Source organism: Aeromonas sp. ASNIH5, from assembly GCF_002902865.1.
In the GTDB taxonomy this organism is placed as follows: domain Bacteria; phylum Pseudomonadota; class Gammaproteobacteria; order Enterobacterales; family Aeromonadaceae; genus Aeromonas; species Aeromonas caviae.
On the sequence record NZ_CP026122.1, the window covers coordinates 2,025,891 to 2,037,308 of the forward strand.

An 11,418-nucleotide genomic window follows, 5' to 3' on the forward strand; every position below is an offset into this window, starting at 1 on the left:
ATGTCGGGCAAACAGCCGGTCGAGGTTCTGCTACGCCCAGCGGTGGAGCTATACACCGTCGCGGCGTGTGCAGGCGCCGCGTTTCTGTGCCTGGTGGCCCCATGGTCGCTCGCGCTGAGCCCGGCCATGGGCATCGGCAGCGCCTTGGCGTTCGGCGCCTACGGCGCGATCCGCTACCGCGATGCCCGCATCATCCTGCGCTACCGGCGCAACATCCGCCGTCTGCCGCGTTACGTGATGACCAGCAAGGACGTGCCGGTCAGCCAGCAGCGCCTATTCGTGGGGCGCGGCTTTCTCTGGGAGCAGAAGCACACGCATCGGCTGATGCAGACGTACCGGCCCGAGTTCCGCCGCTACGTCGAGCCGACGCCGGCCTACCGGCTGACCAGGCGCCTGGAGGAACGGCTGGAGTTCGCGCCATTGCCGCTCTCGCGCCTGCCGAAGCTCACCGGCTGGGACGCGCCTTTCAACCCCGTGCGCCCGTTGCCGCCTGTCGGCGGCCTGCCAAGGCTGCACGGCATCGAGCCCGACGAAGTGGACGTCAGCCTGCCGCTGGGCGAGCGCGTCGGGCACTCGCTGGTGCTGGGCACCACGCGGGTGGGCAAGACGCGCCTGGCCGAGTTGTTCGTCACGCAGGACATCCGTCGCAGGAATGCTGCCGGCGAGCATGAGGTCGTCATCGTCATCGACCCCAAGGGGGATGCCGATCTCTTGAAACGGATGTACGTCGAAGCCCAGCGCGCTGGCCGCGAAGGCGAGTTCTACATCTTCCACTTGGGCTGGCCGGAAATCAGCGCCCGCTACAACGCCGTGGGCCGCTTCGGTCGGATCTCGGAAGTGGCGACACGCATCGCGGGGCAGCTCTCCGGCGAAGGCAACAGCGCGGCGTTCCGCGAGTTCGCATGGCGCTTCGTGAACATCATCGCCCGCGCCCTGGTGGAACTGGGGCAGCGCCCGGACTACATGCTGATCCAGCGCCACGTCATCAACATCGACGCGCTGTTCATTGAGTACGCCCAGCACTACTTTGCCAAGACGGAGCCCAAGGCCTGGGAGGTGATCGTCCAGATCGAGGCCAAGCTCAACGAGAAGAACATCCCAAGGAACATGATCGGGCGCGAGAAGCGTGTGGTGGCGCTGGAGCAATACCTCTCCCAGGCGCGCAACTACGACCCTGTGCTCGATGGCCTGCGCTCGGCGGTGCGCTACGACAAGACCTACTTCGACAAGATCGTTGCATCGCTGCTGCCGCTGCTGGAAAAGCTCACGAGCGGCAAGATCGCCCAGCTCCTGGCGCCGAACTACTCCGACCTGGCCGACCCGCGCCCGATCTTCGACTGGATGCAGGTCATCCGAAAGCGGGCCATCGTCTATGTGGGTCTGGATGCGTTGTCTGACGCCGAGGTCGCCGCAGCGGTCGGCAATTCGATGTTCTCTGACCTGGTTTCGGTGGCCGGACACATCTACAAGCACGGAATCGACGATGGCCTGCCCGGCGCAGTGGCTGGCGCTCGCGTGCCGATCAACGTGCACGCGGACGAATTCAATGAACTGATGGGCGATGAATTCATCCCGCTCATCAACAAGGGCGGCGGTGCCGGCCTGCAAGTCACGGCGTACACGCAGACGCTCTCGGACATCGAGGCCCGCATCGGAAATCGCGCGAAGGCCGGCCAAGTGATCGGGAATTTCAACAATTTATTCATGTTGCGCGTGCGCGAGACGGCCACCGCGGAACTGCTGACGAGGCAGTTGCCGAAGGTCGAGGTCTATACAACCACCATCGTCTCGGGCGCGACGGACAGCTCAGACATCCGCGGCGCGACGGATTTCACGTCGAACACCCAGGACCGCATCAGCATGGCCAGCGTGCCGATGATCGAGCCGTCACACGTCGTCGGCCTGCCCAAGGGCCAGTGCTTCGCGCTGCTGCAGGGCGGCCAGCTCTGGAAGGTGCGTATGCCGCTGCCGGCGCCGGACCCGGATGAAGTGATGCCGGCGGACCTGCAGCAACTGGCCGGGTACATGCGCCAGAGCTACAGCGAGGCCACGCAGTGGTGGGAGTTCACCAGCTCGTCGGCCTTGCAGGATGCGGCCTTGCCCGACGACCTGCTGGACGATGCCGCTGCGGCCGAGCCCGGCGCGGTGGCCACCGGCGCCGACGATGGCGCGGGCAACGAGGCCGTGCCATGAAGGATGCCGCCTCGACCGCGCAGCGGGAGCAGAACCATCGCCAAGGCTTGATCGTCGGCACCATCACCTTACCGTTCCGGCTGCTCGGGGTGCTCATTGGCTCGCTGCTGTTCTCGATCGTGGTGGAGTGCGCCGGCATGCACCTGTTCTGGAAGGACCAGGGCTGGCGCCACTCCCAGCAGATGCTGCGGTACGAACTCGGGCACCTGTCCAACCACTTCACGCGCAGCGTGGTGGTACAGGAGCCCGGGCGCACGGCGCACGAGTTGGTGGATACCGGGTACGAGTGGGTGTTCGTGCGCTCGGGGTTGCTGGAGCGCATGAGCCAGACCGCCGAGCGCGTCCGCGCGCCCAGCCACGGGCAGAGCCGCAACTTCCGCTACTACATCAGCCAAGTCTATGTCTGGGCCGAAAGCTACCTGATCGCTGCGGCCTTCACGACGCTCACCTTCCTGGTGCGCCTGCTGGTCCTGGTGCTCACGCTGCCGCTGATCCTCACGGCGGCATTCGTCGGCCTGATTGACGGCCTGGTGCGACGGGATGTGCGCCGGTTCGGCGCGGGCCGCGAATCCGGCTTCATCTACCACCGCGCGAAGGCCAGCCTGATGCCGTTGGCCGTGCTGCCTTGGGTCACCTATCTCGCTCTGCCCATATCGGTGCATCCTCTGGTCATCCTGCTGCCCAGCGCGGCGTTGCTGGGGATGGCAGTCAGCCTGACCGCAGGCAGCTTCAAGAAGTACTTATGAGGTGACACGGGCGGCACGGCTCTGCAAAGCCGTGTGCCGTTCATCGGTTCTGCAGGGTATCAAGAGCAGCATCCAACGCCGTAACCGCCTCGACGACCGTTCTTACCGTCGCCCGATCAAACTCATGATCGCGCTGAGCGTCGTGCACACCGCTATTGAGGTAACCCCATTCAATACTCGTACCGCTGACATTGAGCAGCCGGACCAACGCCCCTACGGCATCCGGCGCACCCGCATGTTGCGCCGCGATACGCTCGACGGCCGACCGCAACTTGGTGCATTTATTGTTCAGCTCCCAAGGCGCGCGGGGCCCGCTCAGCTTGATGTCGATCCGGCCGTCCGCCCGCCGACCCAGCCACGTCCACAGGCGGTCCGTCAGACTCTCCAGCGCCGGCCGGGCCTGACGCAGTGCCTCGCGTTTCTCGTCAGCCGCCAACGCCTGCTGGGCCAGAAGAACATAGTTCTTCGCTGGCGGGTCGCTGTCGACCCGCAGTTCGTGCTCTCCCTGATGCGGGAGAAACTTGTAGCGCTTAATGGCCGCGGCGCGGCGCACGCCCAACTCCTGCTGGATGCGGTGCAGGAACTCCTCTGCGTGCGAGGTGAGGATAACCTGCTTGCCGTGGAGCAAACCGTCCTCGAAGAAGGTACGCCAGATGCCATCGCGATGGTCGTCGTCGATCGCGTTGACGACGTCATCGAATATGACCACGGGGCAGCCCTGCGCGAGGTTCTTGGCAAGCAGAATCGCCAGGCCCAGGCATTTGATGTGCCCTTCGCTGAAGACGATCAACGCGTCGTAGCGCGCGCCCGGCTCGCCGGCGAACTCCACCTCGATCTTGCCGTTCTCGGCCACGGGCAACCACAGCGCGTGCAGCAGATCGCCGGGCGGATCGGCCCGGTTGAATGCGTTGTAGAGATGGCGGGCTTGGTCTCCCAGCCCCTGTAGCAGAACCCCCGGCAGAGCGGTCAGGTATGCCTGAATCTCGGGCAGGAAGCCGTCGTAGGCGGCCTTGACCCGCTGATGGTGCACCACCACCGGCATTTCGTCCGTGGCCGCCTGGATCAGGCCGCGGTTCGCGTCGTCGAATTGGGCCACGGTTTGGCGGGCGGCCGCCAGCTCCTGATCCGCAGTCGTGCGCATGGTCCGCAGCCGTTCGATCTCCAGCTGATGCTGTTGCAGGCGGTCCCGCTCCTGGGCCATCGCGCCGCGCTGGGCATTCACGTCGCGCGCCTGCGCGTCGAAGCCTTCGATGATCTGTGCGATCCGTAAGAGGGCTTGCCAGGCGCGCTGGTCCCCATTCACCCCGCCGCCGAGCCAATTGCCCGCCGACGTGGGAGGCAGCAGTGGCAGGCCCGCGGCCTGCGATTCGGCAGGACAAGCGACCCCAGCCGCCGCCACCACGCGGCGCATTTCGTCACACAGCGCTCGGACCGCCTCGCTCAACTGCGTCCGATGCCCGGCCTCCTGCTGCTGCAGGACGGCCAGTTGCGCGAGCTGCTCCAGGCCCATTCGCGCCCTGGCGAACGGGTCCTGCGCCACGGCGGCCAGTTCGGTTCCACATGCCGGACACGCGGTCGCCCCGTCCGCCAACGCTTGCACGGCCTCGTAGAGCTTCGCGTACGACACCTCGCCGGCGCGGGCCGCGAGTTGCGCGGAAGACGCTTGCCACAGTCCCTGGACGCGGTAGGCCTCTGCCAGCAACGCTTGCAGGCGGGCCTGGGTCACCTCGTGAATGGCAGGCGGGTTGGCGTCCAGCTGAGCCTGGACATACGGTAGCCGTCCTTGCTGCTGCGGCGTACCCAGCAGCCAGTCCACGCAGGTTTGATAGGTCGCGCCAGGTGACATGCGCTGCGCCAAAGCTTGTTCCAGGCCCTCGACCGCTGCGATCTTCTGCGGGTAGGCGGCGATGGTCTGTTCGGAGTTCGCCAACTGCAGGCGACGCTGCGCCAGCTGCGCCGCCTGCACGCCGGCAAGCATCAGGTCCTGATCGAGCGAGGGGTTGAAGCCGCGCACGAACTCGCTGAACTGGTCCACGCCGAACAGGGTGGCGATGAGCTGGCGCTGATCGCTCGGGGTCCGCGCGGCGATTCGGGCGAAATCGTCGAGGCGGTTCTTCTCGATGAAGCAGAAGCGATACTCAGCTTCGTCGGGCTGGACGGCCTGCGCCTCGCCCGCCGCCGTAGACGACAGGACTGGCGCGATGTGGCGGCGCAGGCGAGCGTTGTTGCAGTACGTCCGCTGGTCGACCCGCTTGGCCTGCGCTTCGCTGATCGAACCGAGCATCGCCACTTCCAAGGCTTCGCAGAAGCTGCTCTTGCCGGTGCCGTTGGCACCGTAGACCAAGGTGATGTCATGGCTGAGGTCGAACGTCTCCTGCCGCATGAATCCTCGAAACGGCCCGACTTCGAGCTGGTGCAGTCGCCCGAGCGCCGGCCCGTTTTCGGGGCCGCGCGCGTCCCCGTCGTAGGCGACAGGCATCTGCGCCAGATGCGCGATGGCCAGCGGCGCCAAGCGCGTGGAGCGCCCCCGGCGTGCAGCACCGACCTCGGCCAGTGGCTGCAGGTGATCGAGCACCAGGTGCGCCAGCCGGCGCACGTCGTCGTGCACGTGCCGCTGCGTCAAGTGCGCCAGGAACCGGTGGTACTCCGAACGTATGCTTGCCACAGCGACCCCTCACTTGGTCAACCACTGACCGTAAGCCTCCACATCGATCATGGGGACCGTTCCACTGAACTGAAGCTGCGCGATCAGCTTGAAAAGAAACGCGGTCGCCGGCTTGTTTTCGTTGGTGTAGCTGTACGCGCCGCTGGCTTGGTCATAGAAAAAGTGCCCGTGGGCGGCAACGCATCCGATGTCCAGACGCCCCTCGGTGAGGTTTGCGTTCAGCGCCTTGTCCATGGATGGGCCCAATGCAGGACTCCATTCGCTCTCGAAGGTGAGCAAGCCACCCAGAATCGGAATCAACGGCTTCGCTGGGTAGGTCCCGCCAGCGTGCGGGATCGGCAGGCTCGTGCGGTGCAGCCTGCGCACACTGGCGACCTTCTCCTGGGCATAGGCCACAAGCCCCGCGTCAGCCGTCTGCTTGGCCTCGAACACGGCGTACACGCTTTCGGCTGGAATGATCGTCTCGTTCTCGTAGGTGAAGATAAAAGGCGAATATTGCCGATCAAACACCACCACATCGATCTGCTGGCTGAAGTTCCCCAGGCTGTCCACCACATGCGCCTTCGCCGCCTGGTACCGTTTGGGCAGATAGGTATCCAGCATGTCGATCCAGACGTTCTCGCTCGCATCCCCCTTCGTACCCGGGTGACCGAAGGTCTTGCGTACTACGGACAAGCGCTGCTGGATGTCTTCATGCAGGGACGACAGGAGCTGGGAAAGCGACCACTGGGACATGCTGTACCTCGATGGGACGTGTATGGAAGCCGATGGAATCAGGACAGTGGGAACTTGGGGCCAAACAGTGCGCGCCAGGCGCGAAGCGCTTCGATATTGCGACCACGACGCGCGTGGTCGATGGCGATGCTTGCGTCCTGGCTCGCCTGGAACAGCAGCTGCTGCGCGCGCTGCTTGCGCGCGGCATCCATATCGTTGCTGATCGCCGGGCCAAGTCCGGCGGGATCCGGCCACTCGTCATGAACACGATCGGCAAGCGTGGCAAAGAACGACTGGATCTCGCGATCGAACGATCCTCCCCAGCCGCCGTAAAGACACTCAAGGGCCATTACCTCGATCAGGAACGAGGGCTTCACCGGCTTCTGATCGCCGTGCTTGGGATTGTTGTTCCAGTACTTCACCATGCGCACGAGACCTTTCCACTCATTGCCATAGGCTTGGTGCGCTGCGGTCGCCTTGTCCTTATGGATCTCCGGGTCCGTCTTGATCCACTTTCCGGACGCCGTATCGGGGATCTCATACTGGTCGCCGGTGTCGAATGCGGGCACCGCATCCACGCTGACCACCCGGTAGTCCGTGTTGTCCTCCGCGTCGATGTGAACACCGAAATCCACGTTGATCGAGCGCGCCTGTTTGCGCACGGCCGCCGAACCGTATTTCTCCACCAATGCAGAGTGGAAATCATCCAGCACTACCGATGCGGCCTTGCCGTGGTAATGCTTCTCCGAGTCCTTCAGCACGAAGAAGATGTCGATATCCTTGAGCGGCTTCGTCTTCGTGTATCGAGCATAGGACCCGGTCAGGAAGCTGCGCGCAATGCCGAACTTGGTCTGCAGGTAGTCCCGCACTTCGTTCTGGCGTTGCGAGGCATTCTTCTGTTCGCGTTCGTTGAGTTCCAGACGCGACTTGAACTTGCGAAAAGCTTCATCGATCGACAGCATCAGCGTTGCCTCCAATATCCGGCCTGACCCGCCAGGCCGCTGTGTTCGACAGTCGAGCCTAGGCTCTGCTTGACCATTCCATCCGTCGAGCGATAACTTCCTTTGCTCCACCCCTCCACATCAGGCCGCCCTGGCTTTGTATCGAGCATTAACTTGTACTTGGCCTGCGATGGCAGCAGCCCAGCTTTCTTGATCGCGTACTTCAACTGCTCGGTATCTGTCCAGAAGCTGCCGTCGCCATCGGACCACCCATACACGATGTCGATATCCCATCGGGTCACGAGTTTGTCGGTTGCCGGGTTGTAGATCTCCAGAATCACCTTGCGCAGATCACCGGTCCCGAGCCACGTCTTGATGGCTCGGGTATTGCTCTCCCAGCGATCCGCGAAGTGCTCGGGGTCCAGCCCACTGAGCAGGATGATGTCTTTCAAGCTCTTGAGGATGTTGTCGGTCACATAGGTAACCGAGTGCGTGTACGAGTAGGTGGCGACGGTGCTCATGACTTGAGGAAACCTCCGAGGTCGAGCGACAGCGCTTGTCCAGCATCGGCCTGCGCCTGCGTGGCAATTCCTTGGCTCAAGTCCCGTGCAATGATGCGAGAACTGTGCTTTTTGAGCGCGGTTTGCACCCAGCCGAGCTGCTCCTTCGGACACGGCAGCGAGACTCCCCAGTCTCCCTTCAACGGCTCGAACCCCAAGACTTCTTCGTTGGCATCATCACCATCGATCGCGTCTTCGTCGAAGAGGCAGTAGATCCTGGTCCGTGGTCCATCGCATGTCGCAACGATGGGCGCGCTCTTGGGTGCCTGGTCGGCGATCAAGCTGGCGGCCACGCCCGCCACGGCCCTGAGTTCAGAGCGAGCCGTGCCGTCCTTGCCCTGAGTGAGCAGTTCGACAATGGCATCCCACGTCTGCAACGCATCGCGGTGCGGCGAGCTGCGAAACGTCCGGCTGACAACGGTGGTCATTTTTGCTTCCCTCCTTGAAGGCGCATTTGCGTTGCCTGTCGTATCGCACTGCGCAGGTGCTCTACGGAAAGCTTGTTCGGATCGATAGCCACTTGCGGGTCGGCCGCGAGGGCGTTGGCTACGACCTTGCGAATGGCCCGACCATCCAATCCGACGCACTCGCCAGCGCACGCGTCGAACTGGTGAGCCGAGGAAAGCTTGCCAATCCCCGGAAATGTCTTTGCCAGGCCATTCAGGCAGTCCACCAGGATCTGCTTGCAGGCATCCTTGCCGGGCAGTGGCACCTCCATCACCATGTCGCAACGAGATAGGAAGGCACTGTCGACGGCCTGTGGGAAGTTGCTGGTGGCCACGAACAGCAGATGCGGGTTGCGTTCGGCCAACATGTCCAACTGCACCAACACCGCGTCGGTGGCCCGGTGCACATCAACCGGGTTGGCTTCCAGGCTGAGCTTGGCTCGATCAGCCGCAAGCGTTTCGACCTCGTCCAGAAGGACGATCGTCGGGCCCGCCGCTGCGGATTCTGCGATCGATTGCGAGAACAGGTCTGCCACGGCGCGTTGAGTCTTTCCCATTGCAGAGCTCGTCAGCGTGTGAGGCTCTACTTCCAGCAATCGAAACTTCGCAGAAGAAAAAGATTCGGCCACACGATGCGCCAAGCCCCGTGCCAAGGAGGTCTTCCCAGTCCCCGGCGGGCCGACCAACAAGATCACGCCGTGCAGGGGGAGTACCGTGCGCTCCACCTTGGGGCGCACCGTGAAGTTGACGATCGCCTGTGACAGCAACTGCTTCTTGAGAGCTTCGTCCATGACGATGGAATCCCACAGGGCGCCCAGCGACGTGTCCGGCAGCTTCCAGCTTCGATGGATGCCTTTCGGCAAAGTGGCGTCTGATGAAGGATTCTTGGTCATCCGTGGCTCTCGGCGGGTCAGAGAATGGTGCGATAGGTCGCCAGCACCTTGGTCGTTTGCACAAGGCCCTGGCGCAGCAGGATTTCGAGATAGCGGTCCACCTCGATCGGCGGATGCTTGAGTTGGGCACGCTGGCGCTGCGCAGCCGACACCACGGCGGCCGCGTCCAGATCCAGTAGGTTGTCCACAAACTCATCGGGGTGCTGCGATTCGATGCCGTACGGAGCCAGCAGATCGTTCGGGAAATCCCGTTCGTTGAACGTCACAATCACGCTCGCACCGCAGCGAATCGCCGCAGCCAGGACGTGCCGGTCGTCCGGATCGGGCAATGTCAGGCCTGCCACGAGCGCTTCGTAGCCCTCCACCAAGCCGTCCGGAATTGCCCGGTCCATGAGATCCGACGTCCTGTCGACCTGAACCCGGGTGAGATCGGGGCGGTTGATCAACAGGTTGCGTTTCCACTCCTCATGAATGGCTTGGCTCCACCGCGCCCGGAAGCGGCCAGACAGGCCGAGCCACATCAGGAAATCCCGCAGTGGCGCGGGATATAGAACGCACGCGTCGTAGACGGCGGTGAATGGGGAATGCCTCATTCGTATCCCATTCCCAACTCTTGCGACTGCTGAGCGAGTTCGGCCATCGCCTGCTCACTGGCGCGCTCGCGCGCTTCCTTGTACTGCATCAGATCGGCGAACCTCACCCTGCGGTGCTTGCCGGTGCGATGAAATGCCAACACCCCATCTTCGAGCAGCTTGACGAAATGGGGACGGGACACGTTGAGCAAGTCCGCCGCCTCTTGGGTCGTCAGCTCTGCATGGACGGGCACCACCTTTACTGCATTGCCATCGGCCAACTCGGCCAGGATGTCGACCAGCAGGCGTAAAGCCGAGGTAGGCAGTTCCACCTGATGAGCCTGTTTGTGGTCATCAAAGATCTGGATGTGCTGCGTCTCGAACTGGGTTGCGAGGTAAGCCGCCAAGGCACGTTGACCCTGGACGGCTGCCTTCACCTCTCCCGCGGCGGGAAGGGTCATCTTGGATTGGGCAGTGGCGGTGGTCATGGGTAGCTCCTAAGCGAAAACGGTTGCAGAGCCGATCATATTCGAAATACTCGAAAAACGCAATAATCGAAGCGCGACCCGTGCTTTTGTAGGTTCGCTCGCAGCATGCCCAATCCGGTCGTCCGCCAGTTCCTATTGTTTGCGGCCTGAAACAGCCCTGATCTCCACGATCAACCCATTGCTGATCACACAGGAATGGCGCGATGGTGGCTTCGATCTGGCTGCGCGCCGCGCATCGCGGCGTGCCCACTTTTTTCGTGACGGCCCTCGTGCTGGGCCAGTCCCCGATGGCATTGGCCGAGTCCCCGGCGCAGCGCCAGGAGTTGGTCGCCGCGCTGCGCCAGCTCGACGCGCTGGAACGCACCGTCGCGGACAGCGCCGCGCATGCCCCCATCCAGCCGGGCGAGCGCTACCACTTCGATTACCCACGGCTGCTGGCTGACCTGGCGCGCGTGCGCGCCGGCATCCAGTTCCACCTGACGCCATCACGCGCTCAGCCGCGCGACCCCTCCGAACTGGCCGGCGACTACCGCACCGAGCGGGCCGCTTCGCCATCGCCGAAGACGACTGCGGAGGGCGAGCAATGAACGGCGCCCAGGTCTCGGCATTTCAAGCCAACAGCGGTATCGCGCCTTCCGCGATGGCGACCGTCCTGGTCGGCGTCGTGTTCGCGGTCCTGCTCGTGTGGGGCGTCTGGGCCATCCGAACGGCCTATGTGGGGTGGTCCGAGAGCCGCCTCAACCAGCGCCAGTTCCTCGGCGTCTGCATCCGCTTCGTCGCGATGTACCTCGTCCTGAGTTTCTTCCTCCTGTCCTGACATGAAAGGCCCGACCATGCACAACCGCAACCTCACTTCCCGTTTTGCCCAGCGCGCCGCCGTGGCCCTGGGCGCCGCCGCGCTGCCCGCACTGTCGTTCGCGCAAGGTCTGCCGCAGTTGGAGAACCCGACGCGCGGCACCGGCAACGGCATCATGGAGACCATCCGCAACTACGGCTACGACATCATCATGCTCGTGGCCCTGCTGGTGGTGGCGTCGATGTTCATCGGCGTCTGCTACCACGCCTACGGCACCTACGCGGAGATCCACACCGGCCGCAAGACGTGGGGCCAATTCGGCCTCACGGTCGCCATCGGCGCCGTGCTGCTCGTGATCGGCATCTGGCTGCTCACCGAAGCCACCGGCATCCTGTAAGCGAGGC

General features: G+C 63.7%; 13 protein-coding genes. 5 read left to right on the forward strand and 8 right to left on the reverse strand.

The window, feature by feature from the left end; all coding sequences use genetic code 11:
* Window positions 1-2,193: a type IV conjugative transfer system coupling protein TraD gene (traD, locus tag C2U30_RS09280; protein WP_003116813.1), complete on the forward strand. Its 2,193-nt coding sequence runs from the start codon at window positions 1-3 to the stop codon at window positions 2,191-2,193.
* On the forward strand, window positions 2,190-2,939 hold the full coding sequence (locus C2U30_RS09285) for a TIGR03747 family integrating conjugative element membrane protein (protein WP_003109778.1): 750 nt from the start codon (window positions 2,190-2,192) through the stop codon (window positions 2,937-2,939). Before traD ends, C2U30_RS09285 begins: the two co-directional genes overlap by 4 nt.
* Window positions 2,940-2,979: 40 nt before the next feature.
* On the opposite strand, the gene C2U30_RS09290 is transcribed toward C2U30_RS09285, so the two are convergent.
* The 8 genes from C2U30_RS09290 to C2U30_RS09325 all read right to left on the reverse strand — a co-directional run bounded on the left by C2U30_RS09290 (window position 2,980) and on the right by C2U30_RS09325 (window position 10,218).
* Window positions 2,980-5,547 (reverse strand): AAA family ATPase, encoded by a 2,568-nt coding sequence (locus C2U30_RS09290; RefSeq protein ID WP_003105622.1) that lies wholly within the window; start codon window positions 5,545-5,547, stop codon window positions 2,980-2,982.
* A 66-nt stretch (window positions 5,548-5,613) separates the two neighbouring features.
* Window positions 5,614-6,339, reverse strand: coding sequence for a CBASS effector endonuclease NucC (gene nucC, locus C2U30_RS09295; protein WP_003050273.1), 726 nt, complete (start codon window positions 6,337-6,339; stop codon window positions 5,614-5,616).
* A 38-nt stretch (window positions 6,340-6,377) separates the two neighbouring features.
* On the reverse strand, window positions 6,378-7,280 hold the full coding sequence (locus C2U30_RS09300) for a CBASS oligonucleotide cyclase (RefSeq protein ID WP_003105624.1): 903 nt from the start codon (window positions 7,278-7,280) through the stop codon (window positions 6,378-6,380).
* Window positions 7,280-7,780: a type III CBASS phage resistance system CD-NTase-associated protein Cap7 gene (gene cap7, locus C2U30_RS09305; protein ID WP_003090159.1), complete on the reverse strand. Its 501-nt coding sequence runs from the start codon at window positions 7,778-7,780 to the stop codon at window positions 7,280-7,282. Before cap7 ends, C2U30_RS09300 begins: the two co-directional genes overlap by 1 nt.
* Window positions 7,777-8,247 (reverse strand): type III CBASS phage resistance system CD-NTase-associated protein Cap8, encoded by a 471-nt coding sequence (gene cap8, locus C2U30_RS09310; protein ID WP_003105626.1) that lies wholly within the window; start codon window positions 8,245-8,247, stop codon window positions 7,777-7,779. The genes cap7 and cap8 overlap by 4 nt, the downstream gene beginning before the upstream one ends.
* Complete coding sequence (cap6, locus tag C2U30_RS09315; RefSeq protein ID WP_003105629.1) at window positions 8,244-9,158, reverse strand: CBASS system CD-NTase-associated protein Cap6; 915 nt, start codon at window positions 9,156-9,158, stop codon at window positions 8,244-8,246. Before cap6 ends, cap8 begins: the two co-directional genes overlap by 4 nt.
* 17 nt (window positions 9,159-9,175) lie before the next feature.
* On the reverse strand, window positions 9,176-9,679 hold the full coding sequence (locus tag C2U30_RS09320) for a PIN domain-containing protein (RefSeq protein WP_014747691.1): 504 nt from the start codon (window positions 9,677-9,679) through the stop codon (window positions 9,176-9,178).
* A gap of 68 nt (window positions 9,680-9,747) precedes the next feature.
* Window positions 9,748-10,218, reverse strand: a complete 471-nt coding sequence (locus C2U30_RS09325; protein ID WP_003050245.1) for a helix-turn-helix domain-containing protein — start codon at window positions 10,216-10,218, stop codon at window positions 9,748-9,750.
* Window positions 10,219-10,421: 203 nt separating this feature from the next.
* On the opposite strand from C2U30_RS09325, the gene C2U30_RS09330 reads away from it, so the two are divergent.
* The 3 genes from C2U30_RS09330 to C2U30_RS09340 are packed head-to-tail and all read left to right on the forward strand — an operon-like array spanning window position 10,422 to window position 11,411.
* Entirely contained in the window at window positions 10,422-10,805 is a 384-nt protein-coding gene (locus tag C2U30_RS09330) for an integrative conjugative element protein, RAQPRD family (protein WP_003120001.1), read from the forward strand.
* On the forward strand, window positions 10,802-11,035 hold the full coding sequence (locus C2U30_RS09335) for a TIGR03758 family integrating conjugative element protein (protein ID WP_003050225.1): 234 nt from the start codon (window positions 10,802-10,804) through the stop codon (window positions 11,033-11,035). Before C2U30_RS09330 ends, C2U30_RS09335 begins: the two co-directional genes overlap by 4 nt.
* A gap of 16 nt (window positions 11,036-11,051) precedes the next feature.
* The gene (locus tag C2U30_RS09340; RefSeq protein ID WP_003090173.1) at window positions 11,052-11,411 is read left to right on the forward strand and encodes a TIGR03745 family integrating conjugative element membrane protein; all 360 of its coding nucleotides are present in this window, start codon (window positions 11,052-11,054) and stop codon (window positions 11,409-11,411) included.
* The last annotated feature ends 7 nt before the right edge of the window (window positions 11,412-11,418 follow it).

Coding starts and splice junctions, on each gene's coding strand:
- traD (WP_003116813.1), top strand. CDS start 1: ATGTCGGGCAAACAGCCGGTCGAGGTTCTGCTACGCCCAGCGGTGGAG.
- C2U30_RS09285 (WP_003109778.1), top strand. CDS start 2,190: ATGAAGGATGCCGCCTCGACCGCGCAGCGGGAGCAGAACCATCGCCAA.
- nucC (WP_003050273.1), bottom strand. CDS start 6,339: ATGTCCCAGTGGTCGCTTTCCCAGCTCCTGTCGTCCCTGCATGAAGAC.
- C2U30_RS09300 (WP_003105624.1), bottom strand. CDS start 7,280: ATGCTGTCGATCGATGAAGCTTTTCGCAAGTTCAAGTCGCGTCTGGAA.
- cap7 (WP_003090159.1), bottom strand. CDS start 7,780: ATGAGCACCGTCGCCACCTACTCGTACACGCACTCGGTTACCTATGTG.
- cap8 (WP_003105626.1), bottom strand. CDS start 8,247: ATGACCACCGTTGTCAGCCGGACGTTTCGCAGCTCGCCGCACCGCGAT.
- cap6 (WP_003105629.1), bottom strand. CDS start 9,158: ATGACCAAGAATCCTTCATCAGACGCCACTTTGCCGAAAGGCATCCAT.
- C2U30_RS09320 (WP_014747691.1), bottom strand. CDS start 9,679: ATGTGGCTCGGCCTGTCTGGCCGCTTCCGGGCGCGGTGGAGCCAAGCC.
- C2U30_RS09325 (WP_003050245.1), bottom strand. CDS start 10,218: ATGACCACCGCCACTGCCCAATCCAAGATGACCCTTCCCGCCGCGGGA.
- C2U30_RS09330 (WP_003120001.1), top strand. CDS start 10,422: ATGGTGGCTTCGATCTGGCTGCGCGCCGCGCATCGCGGCGTGCCCACT.
- C2U30_RS09335 (WP_003050225.1), top strand. CDS start 10,802: ATGAACGGCGCCCAGGTCTCGGCATTTCAAGCCAACAGCGGTATCGCG.
- C2U30_RS09340 (WP_003090173.1), top strand. CDS start 11,052: ATGCACAACCGCAACCTCACTTCCCGTTTTGCCCAGCGCGCCGCCGTG.